This is a genomic window from Ruegeria sp. CDSC085 (genome assembly GCF_059610465.1).
On the sequence record NZ_JBXWNR010000002.1, the window covers coordinates 261710 to 281559 of the forward strand.

The window sequence follows — 19850 nt, forward strand, 5'->3', positions numbered from 1 at the left end:
CGACGGGAGTCATTGCGCCCCGGCGAAGAGTATTTGTTTCCTGCGGTCTGCATCCCTTTGACACAAAACGAAATCGCTCTCATTCAAAAAACCCCGGGGAGAGGGCGCAACTAAAAAATGTCCAAAATCATCACGCCCTGCGACTAGCGCAACCAGAGTTTTCACGCCGTTTTTCTGCTTCATTGAGGGCTTTATGAAACGCAACGCCGCACCAATGCGTCTATCGTCTGTGTTATTTGGTCCTGATGCGTGAAACAGATGCCCGTGATGCATGGATGCCTGCCCCGCACGTAATTCCACAGCGACTGCATCTTGTTCATTCACATCAACCGCGATTTCCTGCCCACGTGATAACAGATTGTTTTCGCTGAAGGTGTCCACGTGTGGCACGATACGGCTTTTATGGCTGCCGGGAACGAACTTCATACACCCGCTTTGCTCGGAAGCTTCCGAGATCGCAACCCAGCAGGTAACTTCCTCTGCGTCATCCAATCCCCAATAGGTCAGGTCCTGATGCCAGGAAACGATCTTTGTAGATCGAACTTCTTTGACAAATAGTGCTCCGCTCCAAACCATAAGGTCCGATCCCAATACCGTTGAAGCAACTTCAATCAGTTTAGGATGGCGAAGAAGTGCGTCGAATGAAGGTATTAGTCTGTCCGGATAAGAATATAGCAGCTTCAGTTTATCTGGGTCATCTTTGAGAATGCGTTCCGCTTCCTCAAAATCATCGCGCAATGCCCGGGTCTCGTTGTCTGTTAGGATGTCCAGCGGTGCTACGAAACCATCTCTTTCATAGGCCTCCGCGACGTCAGGCGATTGTCTATCCATTTTCATTATCCGTGAAAATCAACTGCACCTTCATTGATCGGCTTCGGTCAGATGCGATCTCGAACGCGGCTATAGCCTCCCGTACATCAAAGGAATGCGTCACCAACTGATCGACGTTAATTAGTCCGCTTCGCATCATCTCGACCGCGACTGAAAACTCGGAATGGAAACGGAAAGATCCGCGAAGTGCAATCTCTTTTGCAGTCAACACCTGCATCGGCACCGTCATGTCGCCACCCAGACCAAGCTGAACTAAGGTTCCGCCCGGGCGCAAACAGGCAACGCCAGACGCCAGAGCGGGTTGAGCACCTGAACACTCCAAATGTATGTCAATTTGGCCCTTGTCTCTCTCAAAAAGCTCCAATTTTTGTGGTTCGTCCTTGGTGTTGATCACCTCGTCTGCACCGCAATCGCGAGCCGTGTTCAACGTCTGATCAGAAATATCGGTTGCTATAATTCTGGCAGCCCCTGACCGTCGTGCAACCATGATCGTAAGACACCCGATCGGACCGCAGCCTGTGACGAGTACCGTCTTACCGACCAGGCTCCCCGCCTGATTAACCGCGTGTAGACAAACAGCCAAAGGTTCCGCCATAGCAGCCTCCGCCGGGGTCAATCCATCTGCTGCAACACATTGGTTGGCTTTGACGACAAGTTTGCTCTGAAAGGCACCTTGGATATGAGGATATGGCATTGCGCTGCCGTAGAATTTCATATCAAGACAGTGGTTTTGCTGACCTTTCAGACAATAGAAGCAAGTTTGGCAGGGACAGGACGGAGAAATTGCGACCAGTTGACCAACGTTTAGCCCAACAGCACCTGCTCCGATGTCCAAAATTTCACCTGCAACTTCATGCCCAAGCGCCATAGGCTCACGCAACCTGATCGAACCAAATCCTCCGTGGTTAAAATAGTGCAGGTCAGAACCGCAAATTCCACCGGCCTTCATTTCAATCAGAGCTTCATCTGAACCTATGTCGCGAACGTTTCGAGTTTCCAACCTAAGATCCTTCGCAGCATGGACAACAACCGCGATATTGGCCGACGACATTGATAAGCCCCCCCTATACAGATTGCCAAAAGATACGGATAGTCGGTGCCAACAACCAAGGAGTTTTTGCATGACGCTTGAATTGTTCGACCTAAAGGGAACTCGCGCACTGGTGACGGGCTCTAGCCAAGGTATTGGATTTGCGCTGGCTCGCGGCTTGGCCGCCGCCGGTGCAAAGGTCATTTTGAACGGGCGCGACACCGCAAAACTATCTGCAGCAGCCTCCGAGTTGAACCAGGCAGGCGCCTCGGTACGTGAACTTTCGTTCGATGTGACCGATCATGAAGGTGTCCGATCTGCTGTGGACGACTTTGAAGAAAAAATCGGCCCGATAGACATCTTGGTAAACAACGCCGGAATGCAACACAGGACAGAGTTACAGGATTTCCCCGCTGATGCCTTCGAGCGCCTACTACAGACAAATGTGGCGTCCGTCTTTCACGTCGGTCAGGCAGTGGCACGACATATGATTGTAAGAAAGTCTGGTAAGATCATTAACATTGCATCGGTTCAATCCGCATTGGCCAGACCGGGTATTGCGCCTTACACGGCGACAAAAGGTGCCGTGACCAACCTTACAAAAGGGATGGCAACTGATTGGGCCAAGTATGGTCTTAACTGCAATGCCATTGCGCCTGGATATTTCGATACGCCTTTGAACGCCGCCTTGGTTGCCGACCCAGAGTTCAGTGCATGGCTCGAGAAACGTACTCCGGCCGGCCGCTGGGGCAATGTGGAAGAACTCGTCGGTGCCGCAGTTTTCCTTGCGTCCCCCGCATCCAGCTTCGTCAATGGACATACTCTCTATGTCGATGGTGGAATAACCGCGTCACTCTGATCTGGAACTTTTAATCGTCTGCAAAGCGTGGCTGAACAAAGAAATCCGTCACACCACCGACTTCAAGGCAATCAGCACAACAACCAACAAAGAACCTGCCATCGCTAAGTTGATCCTTCGGTGCGACCTCTCGCTTAAATCAAGGCTACCTAGTTTTGCACCAGCACTCAGCCAGATCATGTGCACTGGCACCCAAATCGTATTGAAAACTATGACTTTTATGATGACCTCCATAAAAGGCGCTTCGGGCAAAAATGCAAACCCTGAAAACAATGCAGTGCCGACCACGTAAGCTTTTGGATTAATGAATTGTAGCGTCAGCCCATTTGCAAATCCAATTGGTGAGTCTGCAGGAGAGAATCCAACTTTTGAGCCAGCGCTAGCAATGCGCCAGGCGAGAAAAACCAAGTATCCGACCGACGCAAACAACAACAAGTTTCTCAGCACTGGCACAGCCAACGCCGCGGCGGCTACTCCCGAGACCACCAACATCATGTTGATGAACCCGCCCAGCATCAAACCTGCGACAAATGCCAGACCTGCCCGAAAACCAAATGCTGATCCAATTCCGGCCGTTGTCAGAACACCAGGCCCCGGGGTAATCAGCAGAAAGAAAACCGCAACAGCAAACTCAAACACTTGTCAGATTGGCCATTTACACATCTCTGCATTCCGGTACGGCCGTGATAACCGATCCGTCCTTAAGATGTTGCAGCAGGTTGTCGACAGTGAGGTCACCCATGGCTGCACGCGTCTCAAGAGTCGCGCTACCAGCATGAGGAAGAAGAACGACGTTGGGCAGCTCGCGCAGTTCTTTTGGAACACGCGGTTCGTCCTCGAAAACATCCAGCCCCGCCCAACCGAGCTCACCGTTCTGCAATGCTTTGATAAGAGCAGTTTCGTCGACGACTGACCCGCGACTAACGTTTATCAGTGTTCCGTCCGCCCCCAACGCACGCAACACCTCAGCGTTTACCAGCTTATTGGTCGACGAGCCTCCGGGCGTGATGCATATCAAGATGTTCACGTGTTCCGCCAATCCAACCAAATTATCGAAGTAGCGGTACGGAACATCCTTCTGAGTCCGGGTATGATAAGAAATTTCGGGAGCCCATGGCTCCAACTTGTCAACGATCGCCTGACCAATGCGACCAAGACCAAGAATGCCTACTTTTTGATTGTCCGCAGATCGGGTCAAAGGGGCGTTACCTTCAACTTCCCATCGTCCGGACCGAACGTAATCATCGTCACGTACGAGCTCTCGATAACATGACAGCAACAGCAGAACTGCCGTGGTTGCGACTTCTTTGTTCAACACATTAGGTGTGTGCGTCACGACAATCCCGCGCTCAGCAGCGGCATTTGCGTCGACGGCGTCGTAACCAACCCCATAGACGCTGATCATTTTCAGATTACTGAGGGAAGTCATTAGGTCATGCGGAACTCCGTCGTGCCCATTTGTAACGATATGCGTTATGCTTTCCGCGTTGAAATCGCCCAATTGATGTATGTCGAATACTGAGGTCAGGCGTTCTCGCATCCGTTCCGTGATGCCGCCAATTTGCAACAAGTCAGTCATCTTGGCCGACCTTTTGCCTCTGAACACCCAACCCATCGATGCGAAGCTCCATGACGTCGCCTTTTTTAAGGTAAACTGGTTCCGGCTTGATCCCCATTCCAACACCAGGCGGTGTTCCAGTTGAAATGACGTCGCCTGGGTGCAGTGTGAAAAGCTGGCTTAGATGCTCAATGATCTCGGCAATGGAAAAGATCATCGTAGCGGTGTTCCCGGTTTGCATGCGCTGACCGTTTACATCCAGCGACATAGCAAGACTTTGAGGATCAGGCACCTCGTCTCGGGTCACTAGCCAAGGGCCGGTAGGGCCAAATGTGTCGCAGGATTTTCCTTTGGTCCATTGGCCTGTCAATTGAGTTTGAAAATGCCTTTCAGAGACATCGTTTACGATACAATAGCCAGCAACGTATTCGACCGCGTCAGCCTTGGAAACATATTTGGCCGTTTTACCGATGACGACGCCGAGTTCGCATTCCCAGTCGGTGTGCGTAGATCCACGCGGCATGACTACGTCATCATATGCCCCAATGACCGCAGAATTTGCCTTGAAAAAAAGTATCGGATGCTTCGGGATTTGAGCACCGGTTTCTGCCGCATGGTCCGAGTAGTTTAATCCGATGCACAGGAATTTTCCGATTTTCCCAATACAAGGTGCGATGCGAGGATCACCCTCTACAATCGGTAGTTTGCCCGGATCCAATGAGCGCAGATTGTCAAGTGTTGCATCATCCAACATCTCACCCGTGATATCGTTGATGTGAGCAGACAGATCCCGTAGTAGGCCCTCAGAGTCGACCAAGGCGGGTTTTTCGGAGCCCTCGGCTCCGTAACGAACAAGTTTCATTTCTGTTCCTTTTAGTGATTGTCGCGTGGCAAGAAACCTCGCGCGATATCGCGGTAGTTTTCTGCACCCTTAAGGGTCATGCCACGATCCAGTCGATCTACTTTTTCGCGGAATATTTCCTGCCACGGTGATTGATTGGGCGGCATCGAATACCCACCGCGTGCCTCTAGATCGCGGGCGCGTTCATGCAGTTCTTCAAGAGAAACCAGCATATCTGCTGTGCCTTTGCCAAGATCGATGCGTAACCGGTCACCATTTTTCACCAAGGCCAACCCGCCGCCTTCCGCAGCCTCGGGTGAAGCATTCAGGATAGAAGGGCTTCCTGATGTGCCGGATTGCCGTCCATCACCGATGCAAGGAAGAGCTTCGATGCCTTGTTTCAACAAATATGAGGGCGGACGCATGTTCACGACCTCTGCGGCACCCGGGTATCCTTTTGGTCCGGCTCCGCGCATGATCAGAATACAGTTTGCGTCGATGTTTTCCGCGGGATCGTCGATCCGATGGTGAAAATCCTCAGGCCCATCAAAAACGACAGCGCTGCCCTCAAATGCATCGGGGTCGTCTGGGTTTGACAGGTAAGCCATTCGAAAAGCTGGCGAGATCACAGATGTCTTCATAATCGCGCTCTCGAACAGATTGCCCGAGAGATTGATGAACCCTGCTTGTTCTTTAACAGGGCTGCTGACAGGCTTGATCACATCACAATTAAGCGACCGGCGCATGGAGCAGTTTTGCCCCATCGCGTTGCCGTTCACCGTTAATGCATCGGGATGAGGAAGCAATCCAGCTTCAAGAAGCTCTCCGACAACTGCAGGAACGCCGCCAGCATGTTGGTAATCTTCACCCAGGTATTTCCCGGCTGGTTGCATATTGACCAAAAGAGGTACGTCGTGGCCATGTTTCTGCCAGTCATCGTTGTTCAGCGGAACACCAAGATGCCGGGCAATTGCATTCAGGTGTATCGGCGCATTTGTCGATCCGCCAATGGCCGAGTTAATGACAATCGCATTCTCAAAAGCCTGACGTGTCATCACATCGCTGGGGCGTAAATCCTCCCAGACCATGTCCACAATGCGTTTACCGGTTTCATAGCTGATTTGACCGCGCTCTCTATACGGGGCTGGTATGGCTGCTGATCCCGGCAATTGCATTCCCAAGGCTTCAGCAAGCGAATTCATGGTCGTCGCCGTTCCCATGGTGTTGCAATAGCCAACCGAAGGTGCTGCGGCAGCAGCGATTTCCATAAACTCATCGGTATCAATTTCATCAGCTGCAAGGTCTTCGCGCGCCTTCCAAATAACCGTTCCCGATCCGGCGCGCTCACCTTTCCACCAGCCGTTGAGCATGGGGCCGACCGACAGGGCGATCGCTGGGATGTTGACAGTCGCAGCGGCCATGAGAAGTGCGGGCGTGGTCTTGTCGCAACCAATGTTCAGAACAACGCCATCAATCGGATACCCGAATAGACTCTCCACCAAGGACAGATAAGCGAGATTGCGGTCCAAAGAGGCAGTTGGCCGTTTACCGGTCTCTTGTATCGGGTGCACGGGAATTTCAATGCACGTTCCCCCGGCAGCGATGATCCCGTCGCGAACGCGTTTGGACAACTCGATATGGTGCCGATTGCAAGGGCTTAAATCGCTACCGGTCTGAGCAATGCCAATTATTGGCTTGCCCGACTGCAGCTCCTCACGGGTCAGTCCGTAGTTGAGATATCTTTCGAGATACAACGCGGTCATTTCCAAGTTTTCAGAATTCATAAACCACTTGCGAGACCGCAGATCATCCTTTGATATTACTGTCATTGGCCTGACCAACCCCCATCAATTATATGTGTGTGTCCTGTGGTGAATGCACTCTCATCACTCGCCAGATAGACGACCAATGCAGCAATCTCTTCTGCTTTTGCCACACGCCCCATAGGTTGACGTGCCACAAATTGTGCAAGCGCTTCTTCTCTGCTGCCCAGTTGCTTGCCCAATTCATCGACCCTGCCCCGCCAACTAGGACTGTCGACCGTTCCCGGGCATATGCAATTGCACCGAATTCCTTGCGTTATATAATCCACGGCCACCGACTTCGTCAGCCCAACAACAGCAGCCTTAGTCGCGCCATAGACGAAGCGATTTGGCGCGCCTATTACAGATCCCAACGCGGACGACATATTGATTATCGACCCTCCGCCACGCTCAAGCATCCCGGGCAAAACAGCCTTAACAGTGCGCACCATTGAACGAACGTTTAGGTCCATGGCAAAATCCCATTCGTCATCTGTTGCTTCGAGAATTGTGCCGTGATGCACGAACCCAGCACAATTAAACAGAACGTCTGGTTTGGCCCGCTCGGCACCTTCTTGGACACTTTCACCATTCGTTACATCCATCTCGAAAATTTCTAAATTTTCGAGATTCTCTCCCCGAATCGAGTTTAGGTTTGTGATGTTTATGTCGGTCGCATAGACAATCGCGCCCTCTCTCGCCATTGCAACCGCGCTGGCAAATCCGATCCCTTGCGCCGCAGCTGTAACCAACACACGCTTTCCCTTAAGTCTTTCTACCATTTATATTTTCCAACTTCCTTAGTCACAATTGCACCGCTGGCTTTTGGTCCACGGATCAACTGAAGTTCAAAGAAACCTTGGCAAGACTTCGACGACTTGTGGCATGTGAGGCCAGAAACGTTAGCGTATGACAGAGATTGTGGTTTGGCCATAACCAAGCGTGATACATCCTCAGGAGGACAGGAAATCATGAGCAAACAGTTTGATGTCGCTGTGTTGGGAACCGGCCTGATGGGCGTTCCCATGGCGCGGAATCTCCTCAAATCTGGCTTGTCTGTGACCGCATGGAACCGAACCCTAGACAAAGCCAAACCCTTGGCTGCGGAAGGTGCGACGGTAACGGACACCGCCGCGCTGGCGATAGCGGATGCAGACATTATTGTGACCATGCTTTCGGATGGATACGCAACTGGTGCGCTGTTGGTTGACGCGGCGTTCTGCGAGTACTTGAAGCCTGGAATGATCTGGATTGATATGTCTAGCGCCAAGCCTGAACACGCCCGAGAACAATCCGCGCAATTGGCCAGGATGGGGATATCTCATTTGGATGCCCCGGTTTCCGGTGGCACAAGAGGCGCCGAGGCGGCAACCCTTGCGATCATGGTAGGAGGAGACAAAGACGTACTGGAGCAAGTTAAACCAATTCTTTCAGCAATGGGCCAACCTGTCCACGTCGGCCCTAGTGGCTCAGGGCAATTGTGCAAACTGGCCAATCAAACAATTGTTGCAGTAACAATTTCAGCCGTCGCCGAAGCGACACTTTTGGCACAGCAAGGGGGTGCGGATCCAATGGCCCTGCGTTCGGCATTGAAAGGCGGATTTGCTGATAGCGTTATCCTGCAACAACACGGTGAACGAATGTCTGAGGGCAATTTCGCACCCGGTGGCTTGTGTAAATTTCAGCTAAAGGACTTGGACAACACGTTGGAAGAAGCGAGAAGCCTAGGCATCGAACTGCCCAACACGCAATCTGTACGCGACCGCTTCAAGTATCTTATTGACGAAATGGCTGGGGCAGAACTGGACCATTCGGCTCTGTATCTGGAACTCAAAAAACGGAACAAAATGTCGTGAACCGGATTCTTGTCATTGGCGGAGGAGGGATGTTGGGCCAGAAGTTGGCTCATCGCATTGCGGCTGAAAAGATCTTTGGTGTGAATGCCCAAGTCTCACTGTTCGATCTCGCGTTTCCGCCAAACAGTGCGGTGGGCGATCAGATTGAAGGAAGTTTGACAGCGCCCGGCATAGCCAAGTCTTTCGCCGCACAGCGCCCAGACGTCATTTTCCATCTCGCTGCTATAGTTTCTGGACAAGCTGAGACCGACTTTGCATTGGGTTGGGACGTCAACCTCATGGCGACGTGGTCACTGCTAAACGCGCTCAAAGATGAACACGAGGTGTCCAAAGGCGAGTACCGGCCGCGATTGGTTTTTGCCTCTTCCATAGCAGTTTTTGGAGCACCATTCCCCGACAAGATAAATGATGAGTTTCTCTCTGCGCCTTTAACCAGTTACGGGGCGCAGAAAGCGGCATCGGAAATAATGATCACGGACTTTAGCAGAAAAGGATTTATCGACGGTATTTCTCTGCGGTTGCCGACTTTGTGCGTACGCCCCGGTAAAGCCAACGCTGCCGCTTCGTCCTTTTTTTCAGGGATTATCCGAGAGCCTTTGAACGGAGAGGAGGCCATATTGCCTGTTGCCGATACTGTACGCCACTGGCACGCCAGTCCACGCGCAGCAGCGGCCTTCTTGACCCACGCTGCCAACTTGGACACCGAACTTTTGAACGACCGACGCTCATTGAATATGCCCGGCGTGAGTTGCACGGTATCAGAACAGATTGAAGCGCTGCGTACTGTAGCCGGCCAGGACGCTGTTGCCTTAATAAAACGTACTCCTGACACGGCAATTGAAAGTATAGTTAAGAATTGGCCCCGTGACTTTGAAACGGATCGTGCGCTGGACTTGGGATTCCGGGCGGAATCGAGTTTTGACGATATTGTCCGCGTGTATCTGGAGGATGACTACAAGCGTTAGTGGCCCATCGTCTTTCCGGTCAAGTGGCGCTTAAGGTGGTCGTGAATTTTGTCTCTTGTTAATTGCTCATCCCCTGACAGAGCAGCTTCTAGTATATCTGCATGATGCCTTATGTTTTGAGAGATGAACTCGAAATTGCGGTCTGCCACCATCAATTGCTGTCTGAATTGAGAATAAATTCGGCCATGCATTTGCTTCAACGTTTCCGATCCACAAGCAGAAATCAACGTTTGGTGAAATTCCTTCTCCGAGGCAAACCAGATCTCGACAAGGTCGCTCGGGTCGTTTGCGGCGTGAATGCGTTTTTCGATATGGCTGAGTTTGTGATGTGCAGCCGTCAATCTTGCCTCCCAATCCACTCCGCCATTTCGGATCGACATTGCTGTGCCTTCTGCCTCCAGCAAAACACGGACGTGTGTCAATTCGATAAGCTTCTGCGGGGAACGCTTTGGCACGCGGAATCCCTTTTGTTCCTGAAAGTCCACCAAACCAACAGCGGCCAAACGAAAAAGGACTTCACGAACTGCACTCGCAGAGCAGCCATACTCTTTTCGCAGTACTTCGGCCCGCACCTTGGATCCATGTTCGAATCCATTAGAGATTAGACGCATCTTAAGATCTTGATAAATATCAACTTCTTCGTTCATCCCGGTATGCGCCCTCAAGTTTGTCCAAGTAGCGTCCTAACGACATTTTCGAATTTTTACAAGAATCTCGAAATTTTTCATAATTTCAAATTTTTCTTGTTGCATTCGATTCGTCGGCTTAACGTTTACTCGCGTGACAGCAAAGGAGGCAGCAAGATCTCCCACTCCGCGCAACGCTCAACGTCTGGGAGGACAATATGAAAATAGTCAAGACAGCGGCCGTGGCGGCCGTAGCCACGACAATGGCAGCCGGCTTTGCGATGGCTGAAACAACGAAGCTTAGAATTCAAACCCATTTCTCGCCCGAAACTCTATCTGGCCAGATGGCCGCAAAATTCATTGAAGACATTCAGGAAATGTCGAACGGCGAAATCGAAGTTGAAATGTTCTATTCCTCTTCGGTGGTCAAATCAGTTGAAACATTCGATGCCGCAGCTACGGGAATTCTGGATTGCGACATGACGGGTGGCGGCTATCAGACCGGTAAGAATCCGGCCTTCCAGTTTGCGGGCGACCTGCTCGGCGGATACCAGAACCCATATCAGCAAATGGCTTGGCTTCTTCATGGCGGCGGTAGAGAAGCCGTAAACGATCTGTACAACGGCTACGACATGGAATTCATCGGATGGTGGATTCCCGGGCCGGAGTCGCTTGCTTCGACCAAGCCGATTGCAAAAGTGGAAGACTTCAAGGATTGGAAGTTCCGCTCGCCTCCAGGCCTGGCGACCAAAGTGTTCGCGGAACTTGGCGCTTCTCCGATCGTGATGGACTTCAACGAAATCTTTACGGCTTTGGAAACCGGTATCATTGATGGCGCGGATGCTGCAAACCTGACTAACAACGTGGGTCTGGGTCTATACGAGATCGCAGGTCACACAAACTATCCCGGTTTTCACTCGATGCCTGCAGATCACCTAGCCTGTCGCAAAGACGTTTGGGAAGCTATGCCTGCGCACCACAAGAAGATCATGGAAGTCGCAATGGATAGCTTGGCATTGCACAATGCCACAATCAATGAAGTGCAGAACGCTCAGACTGCAAAAGACCTGCAAGCAAAAGGGGTTCAGTTGTACGAATGGTCGCCTGAAGACCTGGCAGCGTATCGCGCGGCCGTTCAGGTCGGTTGGACTGAATTCGCGACGACCCCTGAGGCACAGGCACTTTTGGAAAGTCACATCAACTTCCTGCGTGACCTGGGAGCAATGCAGTAGTCAGGCTTCGACCGAATTACGACGCACGGAGAGGCCGCACTAGCGGCCCCTCCGGATCGGCGCCGGGATCCAGAACTTCATGAAAATTAAAAGAATAATAAGTCACGTACTGCAGTACGACATGCCGGAAGTTTTGGGCTATTCGCAGCAGTATTATGACAAGCGGACAACCCATCTCGTTGAAGTTCAAACGGACGAAGGGGTGACAGGCTGGGGAGAGTGCTTTGGCCCCGGCAACATAGCAGTAGCAAACAAGTCCATCGTCGAAAAAGTAATCCAACCTATGGTGCTGGGTTTGGACCCATTGGACAAAGACGTGATCTGGCACAAGGTGTACAACCTTCTCCGAGATCATGGGCAAAGTGGAATGCCGATGCAGGCCTTGTCCGGGGTAGATATCGCCCTTTGGGACATCACGGGCAAAATCACTGGCCTCCCCCTCCACAAACTTGTCGGCGGTGCGCATCGGACAAGTGTTCCGTGCTACGGCTACGGCATGATGCTGCGGGATGAACCGATTTCTGATCTGGCCAACCGTTTCGAAGATGAAGCTGCAAAGATCAAGGCAATGGGGTTTACCGCGACCAAAATGAAAACCGGCTTTGGTCCGAAGCCTGATGTAAAGCTGTGCGAGGCGGTGCGACGCGGAGTTGGTGACGACTTTCCTTTTATGGTCGATGCAAACCATGCCTATACAACTTCGGACGCATTTTTTGTCGGTCGCGCGTTGGAAGAACTGGACGCATATTGGTTCGAAGAACCCGTCGCGCCAGAAGACATTGACGGGTACCGCGAACTGCGCTCTTCGCTTAAAGTCAACATCTCGGGCGGAGAGGCGGTATTCAATCGCTGGGCCTGGCGCAATCTTCTTGAAAACCGCGGCATCGATATAGCGCAGCCAGAAGTATGCGCTTTGGGCGGTGTTTCAGAGTATCTCAGGGTACTGGCCCTATGCCACGCACATTTCACTCCGGTCGTAAATCACGTCTGGGGCAGCGCCATCGCCGTCGCAACTAATCTGCACCTACTGGCCGCCATGCCAGCAATTCCAGGCGGTTTGCATCCATGGGAGCCAATGCTGGAGTTCGACACAACGGACAACAAGTTTCGGGACGATCTGCTGACCGTTCCGCTGGAAATTCAAAATCAGGTCAAGGCCAACAACGGCCGTGTCATGATCCCGACTGGCCCCGGGCTGGGTGTCGAGCCGGATCGAGACTTTATCGATCACTACAGGATCGAAGGATAGGGACGAGGGTTACGCGATGCACAAGAATTCAGGCGGACCAATTGAATGGCTCATACCGTTGGCCTTCGTCGCGACTGCCAGTTGGCTTGTTTGGCATCTTCCAGCATTCCTGTTGGATTGGCTGCCTTACACCTCAGAATCTCTCAAAAGTCAGGTAACGGAAATCTACCTCCGCAGCGACGTCACGCCCGAAATGTCTGGTGTGTTCGGGGGGTACATCGACATCATCGACGTGGCCGCGCTAGTGCTTTTACCTGTTCTTGCAGTGATTGGCACAAAGACCGTACGCCCGGCGACGATGGAGTTCGAAGGCTCGACGGTTATGGACCGCGTCGCCCTGTTCATAGGCCGAGTTACGATGATGATGATAGCAATCATGACTGTCGTGATGCTCTACGAAGTCTTCATGCGCTACATACTGGAAAAGCCAACCGAGTGGGCCAACGAAATGACACTCTGGTTCGCCAGCTTTGTGTTTTTGATGTCTGGCTACTACGCCATGCAGCAACGCAGTCACATTAGAATATTCCTGCTGTACGATGCAGTTCCACGTTGGCTTCAGCGCGTTTTTGATACGGTTTCGACAATACTGATCGTGCTGTTTGCCTTCTTCCTGGTCTACGGCAGCTACAAACAGGTGTTCGTCAACAAGCTCTATAAATGGGAGCTTTATGGCTCCGCCTTCAATCCTCCGATCCCGGCGACATTGCAGCCGATGGTGCTAATCGTGATTACGCTCGTTGCAATGCAAGCAATTTTGAACCTGATCTCGGATTGGAACAAAGAACCGGAAATCCACACAGATGAACCGGATGAGGATGAGATTGAAATGATCAAGCGGGCGGTGGGACAAGACTGATGGATATTGGAACAATCTCACTCATCCTGATGGTCGCCCTGATCGTGCTTCTGGCGATCGGGATGCCCTTGGGTCTGGCCTCGGCCTCGCTTGCGGTTCTGGTTCTCGTCCTGAAGTTCGAACCTACACTTCTTTTGAACCCATTTTCATTCGGCGACGGCATTCTGACCGGCCGGCCGGGAACAGGGCCACTCTATATCCTGGCGCAGAAGATATACGGACTCTTAACGGACTACGTGCTCATATCCGTGCCATTGTTTATCTTCATGGCATCGCTGCTAGAGCGGTCCGGGATCGCGCGCGACATGTATTCGTCGCTGAATGTCTGGCTGTCCAGAACACGTGGCGGCATCGCGATCGTGACCTCGATCATGGCGGTTATCATGGCGGCCATGTCCGGTATTATCGGCGGTGAGGTTGTCCTGCTGGGCCTTATCGCCCTGCCCCAGATGCTGCGCCTTGGCTACGATCAGAATCTCGCCATCGGCGTAATATGCGCCTCGGGGTCGCTGGGTACCATGATCCCGCCCTCGATCGTTCTGATCATCTATGGGCTGATCACCGAAACCTCGATCAAGTCGTTGTTCACCGCGTCGTTCATTCCCGGCTTCATGCTGGCCTCGATGATCATCCTGTACATCATCATCCGCACGCGGCTGAATCCTCACCACGCGCCGCTGCCTGAACCAGACCCGAACGACCCCGAACCGGTTGAAAAACGCAAGCTGTTTGCGGCCTTCATGAGCATCGTCGTAGCCGGTTTTTCCACCGTTCTGTTTGTCCGCGCTGCGTTTTTCGAGCTTTCTGGCTCGAACGCCGCCAGCCAGGGCGAACCAGCGCGATTGGGGACAGCTGACTACCTGCCCTGGTTTGCCGGCATCACGATCGTCGCCCTTCTGCTGATCTTCTTCGTCTTTGGCAGGCAGCGCGCCAAAATCGGGTGGGAAATGGGCAAAGGCCTCGTCGCGCCGCTGGTCGTCATCGGCGTCGTGCTCGGCTCGATCTATGGCGGGATCACAGGCATCACCGAGGCAGCAGGCATGGGCGCCTTCGCCGTTCTGATCATCGCCATTCTGCGGGGCGAAGGATCATTCGAGCTGGTTTGGGACAGTTTGATGCGGACGCTGAAGTCCACCGGCACCATCATCTGGGTTACGATCGGGGCCGCCGCGCTGGCGGGTGCCTACACCATTGCTGGCGGGCCCCAATACGTGGCCGACCTAATCGTCGGCCAGGAGTTGCCGACCATGCTGGTCATTCTGGTGATGATGCTGATCCTGCTGTTCATGGGCGCATTCATGGATTGGGTCGGCATCGTTCTGTTGATCATTCCGGTCTTTCTACCGATCGTCCTGCGCCTTCCCATCGAGGAAATCGGGGTCTTTGGCCAGCTAGAGCCGAGCCATGTCGCCATCTGGTTCGGCGTGGTGTTCTGCATGAACATGCAGGTCAGCTTCCTCTCGCCACCTTTCGGCCCGGCCGCGTTCTACCTGAAGTCGGTGGCCCCTCCGCATATCAGCCTGACGGATATCTTCCGCGGCTTCCTCCCATTCATCGGGATCCAGTTGCTGGCGCTTTCCGTTCTTCTGATCTGGCCGGGCATCATCGCGCTGCTTTTGTGAGGTAACACCCATGCTGACACAAGATCAGATTGGCAAGTTCCAGACAGATGGGTACCTCGTGGTCGAGGATGTAATTCCCGCCGATGTCCTGGATCGGGTACAAGCCGAATACTCGGATGTCCTGAACCGACTCTATGATGGTTGGTACAAAAAGGGGCTGGTCAAGGACGAGCCGTCCGGAATGACCTTCTGGGACAAACTTCTGTCCGCTTATCAGGCTGGTTGCGACTATTTCCAGCCGCTGGACATCTCGTTGCCCGGCGATAGGATCATGGCGGACACACCTTTCCATATTGGGCCCGCCGTGTTCGACTTGCTGACGGCCCACCCCATGCTGGACATCGTCGAGCAGTTGATCGGGCCAGAGTTGGTCAGCAATCCGATCCAGCACGTTCGGCTGAAGCCCCCTGCCCTCAAGCTGGCAAAGGACGAGGTTCGCGCGCACATCACCGCAACGGACTGGCATCAGGACCGGGCGGTTGCGTTAGAGGACGCGGACCAGACCGACATGGTCACGGTTTGGATTGCCGTCAACGATGCAACGGTCGAAAACGGCTGCCTGCAAGTGCTGCCAAAGACCCAGGATCAATCCATCCTGCCGCATTGTGCGCGGACGCAGACAGGTATTGCCGAGGGGTTCATTGACGAAGACCGCGCCCTGCCCCTGCCCGTCAAGGCGGGTGGGATCATCCTGTTTGACCCTTTGACGCCACATGCTTCGCTGGTCAATGAAACAGACAGGTTCCGCTGGTCGTTCGATATCCGCTTCAGCGCGGCAGGTCAGCCCACAGGCCGAGACCATTTCCCCAGCTTCATCGCAAGGTCCAGATCGTGCCCCGAAACCGAATTGCGGGATTGGCGTGTCTGCAAGGCCAACTGGGAGTCGGCGCGAGCAAGGCTGTCCGGAAAGCCGCATATTGATATTCACCGGTGGACATCGGACTCGCCCTTTTGCGCCTAGATTCGGCCGCTAAGAAAGCTGATTATGACTTTTGTACGTTTAGATCGAACGGATAGTGTGGTGGTTGCCACTCGACCCTTGGAGGCAGGCAGTGTTGTCGAGGATGTCACGACTAATGCGCGCATCCCTTCAGGTCACAAGGTCGCCATGCGGATTCTTGCGCCTGGCGAACCGCTCAGAAAATACGCCCAGATTATCGGCTATGCCACTCAACCGATCCAACCCGGCGATCATGTCCATACCCACAACGTCGAGTTCCGCAACACCAGCGTGAACTACGAGTTCGCGACGGATCTCAGGCCCACGAAACCCGCCACCTCGGTCGATACGTTCATGGGTTACCACAGGGACAGCGGCCGGGTCGGCACCCGCAATTATGTCGCGGTCCTGACCACCGTGAATTGTTCGGCGACAGCGGCTCGCATGATCGCAAATCACTTTACGCTGGAAAAGCTGGCCGAGTATCCGAACGTCGATGGCGTGGTGGCCTTTGTCCACGGAACGGGCTGCGGAATGGCCGATTCCGGCGACGGTTTCGAAGCTCTCCAACGAGTCATGTGGGGGTTTGCGAAACACCCCAACCACGCTGCCGTTCTGATGGTCGGTCTGGGCTGCGAGATGAACCAGATCGACTGGCTGCTGGACGCGTATGGGCTAAAGCAGAGCCCCACCTTCCAGACGATGAACATCCAGAACGTCGCCGGATTGCGCCGGACCGTGGAATTGGGCATCAGCAAGATCAATCAGATGCTACCCCTTGCAAATAAGGCACGCCGCAGCGAAGCCCCAGCGTCCGAACTTATGGTTGCGCTGCAATGCGGTGGATCGGACGCTTGGTCTGGTGTGACCGCGAACCCGGCGCTCGGACACGCCTGCGACCTGTTGGTCGCCCAAGGCGGCACAGGTGTCCTTGCGGAAACGCCCGAGATCTACGGAGCAGAACACCTTCTGACCCGTCGCGCTCTCGATCGGGCAACTGGCGAAAAGCTGGTCGGACTGATCAATTGGTGGCAGGACTACACAGCCCGCAATCATGGCTCAATGGACAACAACCCAAGCCCCGGCAACAAACAAGGGGGTCTGTCGACCATCCTTGAGAAATCGCTGGGGGCGGCGGTAAAGGGCGGAACCAGCCCTTTGACCGGCGTGTTCAAATACGCCGAACCCATCACGCGCAAAGGCTTCACCTTTATGGACAGCCCCGGATATGACCCGGCCTCGGTAACCGGGCAGATCGCGGCCGGGTGCAACCTTGTGTGCTTCACCACGGGGCGTGGCTCTGCCTTTGGATCCAAACCGGCGCCCACGCTGAAAATCGCCACCAACTCTGAATTGGCGACTCGCATGCCCGAAGACATGGACGTGGATGCGGGAGACATTCTGACCAAAGGGGTCAGCGTCGAAGAAAAAGGACAGGAAATATATCGACGGCTGCTCCAAGTCGCCTCGGGCGCGCGAACCAAGTCCGAGGCCCAGGGGCTGGGTGACTACGAATTCGTTCCCTGGCAAATCGGAGCGATGATGTGAAACGGATCCTAGTAGCCGGCGGCGGATTGATCGGTATCCGCCACGTCCACGCCGTGATCGAGCATCCCGGCTGCATGTTGGTCGGGTTGGCCGATCCAGATGGCTCGATCCAGATCGATGCGCCACGTTTCGCCAGTATGGACGATGTGCAGGACCCGGTGGATGGCGTCATAATCGCAACGCCGACCCGCCTGCACGCCGAAAACGGGATCCTGGCCGCGTCGCGCGGGTGGCACATGCTGATCGAAAAGCCGGTTGCCGCGTCGGTCAATGACGCTTTGCGCCTGAAGAGGACCGTCCGCCAGGCCGATGTCCGCAGCCTGGTGGGCCACCATCGGCGGTATCACAGCACCTTGCAGCACCTGAAGGAGGTGATCACACAAGGAACGATCGGACGGGTCATCAACGTCTCGTTGCTGTGGGCCATGCGCAAACCCAACAGCTATTTTGAACAGAACTGGCGGACTTCGGATGGCAGCCCGGTCATGATCAATCTAGTGCATGATATCGATGTACTGCGCTTTGTGATCGGAGAAATCTCGGATGTCGTAGCCCTGCCCGGCGCGTCGATCCGCGGATCGGATCGGATAGAAAGCGGCGCCGTCGCGATCGCGTTCGAAAACGGCGCGACAGGCACCATCAGCTTTGCCGACTCTGCGCCCAGCCCATGGGGGTTTGAGGCCGGAACCGGCGAAAACCCGAACATCGGCACGACCCGACAGGACATGATGTGGATCACTGGAACCAAGGGCGCTGTAAGTTTTCCTTCCATGACCCTGTGGCGTGGAAAGGATTGGGGCACTGCGGCCCAAAAAGACCAACTTCTGCGACCGAAACAAAAACGCGAGCCGCTGGAGGCCCAGTTGGATCACTTTCTTGACGTGATCGACGGCGCCTCACCGTTGATCGACGTCGAGGATGCGGCCCGGACGCTCGAGGTCACATCACGGATAGAACAGGGGCTAAAAGCGCGGTCAGCTCGAGCGCGGGCGCCGACCTGAAGGAAATCCGGCCCCGGCGAAGAACCGGACCACCCAAAAACCTATGATTACACGCCGGGTAATATGAGCATCCGAACTTCAAAACCGCCCGCGCCAGACACAAAAATGAAAACCAGAGACATTTACGGAAAGGGAAACCAATGAGCAAACCATCAATCGGGTTTATCGGCCTGGGACTAATGGGTGGAGCCATGGTGAGCCGGCTGTTGGACCAGGGATACTCGGTCACGGTCTTGGGAAACCGCGACCGAACGCATCTGGACGACGCGATTGACCGGGGCGCCCGTGAGGCGCAAAACGCCCGAGATCTGGCACAAGCCAGCGACATCGTGATGCTGTGCATGGGAACCTCTGAACAGGTCGAGGGTCGTATGCGCGGTGCAAATGGCGTGATCGAGGGATTGAAGACCGGGGCGATCGTCATCGACTTTGGCACCTCGCTTCCGGGCAGCACACGAGCCTTGGCCAAGGAGGTTGCCGCAGCCGGCGGAAGCTATCTTGATGCGCCTCTTGGCCGGACGCCCTCGCACGCGCTGGAAGGCAAGCTCAACATCATGACTTCCGGCGACAAGGCAGCCTTTGACAAGGCTGGGCCGACACTGAAGGACTTGGGCGAAAACGTCTTTTACCTTGGCCCTGTCGGATCGGGGCACACCATCAAGTTGATCAACAACTTCTTCGCAATGACCGTCGCGAACGCGATGGCCGAAGCCTTTGCAATGGCAGATATCACCGGCGTTGACCGCAGGCAGCTTTATGACGTGATGGCCGCAGGACCGCTGCATTCCGGAATGATGGATTTCGTCAAAGCCTACGGTGTCGAGAATGACCCGAACCAACTCGCCTTCGCCATCAAGAACGCGGCAAAAGACCTTGGGTATTATGACCGCATGGCGCGCGAGGCCGGTGTTACCAGCGTGATGTCGCAGGGCGCGCTTTCAGCGCTGAACGACGCGCGCGACCACGGTCAGGCGGATGACATGGTCAGCCAGATGGTTGACTACTACGTCAAGCGCTTCAACACCTGAACG

Annotated in this window: 18 protein-coding genes and 1 pseudogene; 11 read left to right on the forward strand and 8 right to left on the reverse strand. The window is 54.1% G+C overall.

The features are described from left to right. Window positions 1-9: 9 nt before the first annotated feature. On the reverse strand, window positions 10-831 hold the full coding sequence (locus AC2FJB_RS04790) for a phytanoyl-CoA dioxygenase family protein (RefSeq protein ID WP_496717407.1): 822 nt from the start codon (window positions 829-831) through the stop codon (window positions 10-12). Next, on the reverse strand, window positions 824-1882 hold the full coding sequence (locus AC2FJB_RS04795; protein WP_496671990.1) for an L-idonate 5-dehydrogenase: 1059 nt from the start codon (window positions 1880-1882) through the stop codon (window positions 824-826). The genes AC2FJB_RS04790 and AC2FJB_RS04795 overlap by 8 nt, the downstream gene beginning before the upstream one ends. 70 nt (window positions 1883-1952) lie before the next feature. Here AC2FJB_RS04795 and AC2FJB_RS04800 point away from each other — a divergent pair, with 70 nt between their 5' ends. After that, on the forward strand, window positions 1953-2720 hold the full coding sequence (locus tag AC2FJB_RS04800) for an SDR family oxidoreductase (protein ID WP_496717601.1): 768 nt from the start codon (window positions 1953-1955) through the stop codon (window positions 2718-2720). Window positions 2721-2768: 48 nt separating this feature from the next. Here the strand turns inward: AC2FJB_RS04800 and AC2FJB_RS04805 are convergent, their stop codons facing one another. From AC2FJB_RS04805 to AC2FJB_RS04825, 5 genes are read right to left on the reverse strand one after another with little or no spacing between them, the layout of a single operon-like run. Continuing rightward, window positions 2769-3359 (reverse strand): LysE family translocator, encoded by a 591-nt coding sequence (locus tag AC2FJB_RS04805; RefSeq protein ID WP_496717406.1) that lies wholly within the window; start codon window positions 3357-3359, stop codon window positions 2769-2771. Window positions 3360-3375: 16 nt separating this feature from the next. Further along, a complete protein-coding gene (locus AC2FJB_RS04810) occupies window positions 3376-4299 on the reverse strand; it encodes a 2-hydroxyacid dehydrogenase (protein ID WP_496717405.1) in 924 nt (307 codons plus the stop codon). Next, complete coding sequence (locus AC2FJB_RS04815) at window positions 4292-5140, reverse strand: fumarylacetoacetate hydrolase family protein (protein ID WP_496717404.1); 849 nt, start codon at window positions 5138-5140, stop codon at window positions 4292-4294. The genes AC2FJB_RS04810 and AC2FJB_RS04815 overlap by 8 nt, the downstream gene beginning before the upstream one ends. A gap of 11 nt (window positions 5141-5151) precedes the next feature. Then, window positions 5152-6948, reverse strand: a complete 1797-nt coding sequence (locus AC2FJB_RS04820; RefSeq protein WP_496717403.1) for an IlvD/Edd family dehydratase — start codon at window positions 6946-6948, stop codon at window positions 5152-5154. After that, on the reverse strand, window positions 6945-7703 hold the full coding sequence (locus AC2FJB_RS04825) for an SDR family oxidoreductase (protein WP_496717402.1): 759 nt from the start codon (window positions 7701-7703) through the stop codon (window positions 6945-6947). The genes AC2FJB_RS04820 and AC2FJB_RS04825 overlap by 4 nt, the downstream gene beginning before the upstream one ends. A gap of 189 nt (window positions 7704-7892) precedes the next feature. Here AC2FJB_RS04825 and AC2FJB_RS04830 point away from each other — a divergent pair, with 189 nt between their 5' ends. Then, the gene (locus AC2FJB_RS04830) at window positions 7893-8777 is read left to right on the forward strand and encodes an NAD(P)-dependent oxidoreductase (RefSeq protein ID WP_496717401.1); all 885 of its coding nucleotides are present in this window, start codon (window positions 7893-7895) and stop codon (window positions 8775-8777) included. Next, window positions 8774-9742, forward strand: coding sequence for a D-erythronate dehydrogenase (gene denD, locus AC2FJB_RS04835; RefSeq protein WP_496717400.1), 969 nt, complete (start codon window positions 8774-8776; stop codon window positions 9740-9742). Before AC2FJB_RS04830 ends, denD begins: the two co-directional genes overlap by 4 nt. On the opposite strand, the gene AC2FJB_RS04840 is transcribed toward denD, so the two are convergent. Continuing rightward, complete coding sequence (locus AC2FJB_RS04840) at window positions 9739-10389, reverse strand: GntR family transcriptional regulator (protein ID WP_496717398.1); 651 nt, start codon at window positions 10387-10389, stop codon at window positions 9739-9741. The genes denD and AC2FJB_RS04840 overlap by 4 nt on opposite strands. 197 nt (window positions 10390-10586) lie before the next feature. Here AC2FJB_RS04840 and AC2FJB_RS04845 point away from each other — a divergent pair, with 197 nt between their 5' ends. From AC2FJB_RS04845 to AC2FJB_RS04880, 8 genes and pseudogenes are all read left to right on the forward strand, one after another. Beyond that, on the forward strand, window positions 10587-11600 hold the full coding sequence (locus AC2FJB_RS04845; RefSeq protein WP_117869159.1) for a TRAP transporter substrate-binding protein: 1014 nt from the start codon (window positions 10587-10589) through the stop codon (window positions 11598-11600). 79 nt (window positions 11601-11679) lie between these two features. Beyond that, window positions 11680-12849 (forward strand): mandelate racemase/muconate lactonizing enzyme family protein, encoded by a 1170-nt coding sequence (locus tag AC2FJB_RS04850; RefSeq protein ID WP_496681919.1) that lies wholly within the window; start codon window positions 11680-11682, stop codon window positions 12847-12849. Window positions 12850-12865: 16 nt separating this feature from the next. Next, window positions 12866-13708, forward strand: a complete 843-nt coding sequence (locus AC2FJB_RS04855; RefSeq protein WP_496717397.1) for a TRAP transporter small permease subunit — start codon at window positions 12866-12868, stop codon at window positions 13706-13708. Then, window positions 13708-15330 (forward strand): TRAP transporter large permease, encoded by a 1623-nt coding sequence (locus tag AC2FJB_RS04860; protein ID WP_496717396.1) that lies wholly within the window; start codon window positions 13708-13710, stop codon window positions 15328-15330. The genes AC2FJB_RS04855 and AC2FJB_RS04860 overlap by 1 nt, the downstream gene beginning before the upstream one ends. A 10-nt stretch (window positions 15331-15340) precedes the next feature. Then, the gene (locus AC2FJB_RS04865) at window positions 15341-16291 is read left to right on the forward strand and encodes a phytanoyl-CoA dioxygenase family protein (RefSeq protein WP_496717395.1); all 951 of its coding nucleotides are present in this window, start codon (window positions 15341-15343) and stop codon (window positions 16289-16291) included. A 24-nt stretch (window positions 16292-16315) separates the two neighbouring features. Beyond that, window positions 16316-17818 (forward strand): UxaA family hydrolase, encoded by a 1503-nt coding sequence (locus AC2FJB_RS04870; protein ID WP_496717393.1) that lies wholly within the window; start codon window positions 16316-16318, stop codon window positions 17816-17818. Continuing rightward, window positions 17815-18819, forward strand: a complete 1005-nt coding sequence (locus AC2FJB_RS04875; RefSeq protein WP_496717392.1) for a Gfo/Idh/MocA family protein — start codon at window positions 17815-17817, stop codon at window positions 18817-18819. Before AC2FJB_RS04870 ends, AC2FJB_RS04875 begins: the two co-directional genes overlap by 4 nt. Window positions 18820-18917: 98 nt before the next feature. Then, a pseudogene (locus tag AC2FJB_RS04880) lies at window positions 18918-19847 on the forward strand (NAD(P)-dependent oxidoreductase); the annotation flags it as partial. Window positions 19848-19850 lie beyond the last annotated feature (3 nt).

What these genes read in the sequence shown, in the direction of transcription:
- AC2FJB_RS04795 (WP_496671990.1), bottom strand. Translation starts at nt 1,882, where the DNA reads ATGTCGTCGGCCAATATCGCGGTTGTTGTCCATGCTGCGAAGGATCTT.
- AC2FJB_RS04825 (WP_496717402.1), bottom strand. Translation starts at nt 7,703, where the DNA reads ATGGTAGAAAGACTTAAGGGAAAGCGTGTGTTGGTTACAGCTGCGGCG.
- AC2FJB_RS04800 (WP_496717601.1), top strand. Translation starts at nt 1,953, where the DNA reads ATGACGCTTGAATTGTTCGACCTAAAGGGAACTCGCGCACTGGTGACG.
- AC2FJB_RS04830 (WP_496717401.1), top strand. Translation starts at nt 7,893, where the DNA reads ATGAGCAAACAGTTTGATGTCGCTGTGTTGGGAACCGGCCTGATGGGC.
- AC2FJB_RS04810 (WP_496717405.1), bottom strand. Translation starts at nt 4,299, where the DNA reads ATGACTGACTTGTTGCAAATTGGCGGCATCACGGAACGGATGCGAGAA.
- AC2FJB_RS04845 (WP_117869159.1), top strand. Translation starts at nt 10,587, where the DNA reads ATGAAAATAGTCAAGACAGCGGCCGTGGCGGCCGTAGCCACGACAATG.
- AC2FJB_RS04850 (WP_496681919.1), top strand. Translation starts at nt 11,680, where the DNA reads ATGAAAATTAAAAGAATAATAAGTCACGTACTGCAGTACGACATGCCG.
- AC2FJB_RS04870 (WP_496717393.1), top strand. Translation starts at nt 16,316, where the DNA reads ATGACTTTTGTACGTTTAGATCGAACGGATAGTGTGGTGGTTGCCACT.
- AC2FJB_RS04840 (WP_496717398.1), bottom strand. Translation starts at nt 10,389, where the DNA reads ATGAACGAAGAAGTTGATATTTATCAAGATCTTAAGATGCGTCTAATC.
- AC2FJB_RS04820 (WP_496717403.1), bottom strand. Translation starts at nt 6,948, where the DNA reads ATGACAGTAATATCAAAGGATGATCTGCGGTCTCGCAAGTGGTTTATG.
- AC2FJB_RS04815 (WP_496717404.1), bottom strand. Translation starts at nt 5,140, where the DNA reads ATGAAACTTGTTCGTTACGGAGCCGAGGGCTCCGAAAAACCCGCCTTG.
- AC2FJB_RS04860 (WP_496717396.1), top strand. Translation starts at nt 13,708, where the DNA reads ATGGATATTGGAACAATCTCACTCATCCTGATGGTCGCCCTGATCGTG.
- AC2FJB_RS04865 (WP_496717395.1), top strand. Translation starts at nt 15,341, where the DNA reads ATGCTGACACAAGATCAGATTGGCAAGTTCCAGACAGATGGGTACCTC.
- AC2FJB_RS04790 (WP_496717407.1), bottom strand. Translation starts at nt 831, where the DNA reads ATGGATAGACAATCGCCTGACGTCGCGGAGGCCTATGAAAGAGATGGT.
- AC2FJB_RS04855 (WP_496717397.1), top strand. Translation starts at nt 12,866, where the DNA reads ATGCACAAGAATTCAGGCGGACCAATTGAATGGCTCATACCGTTGGCC.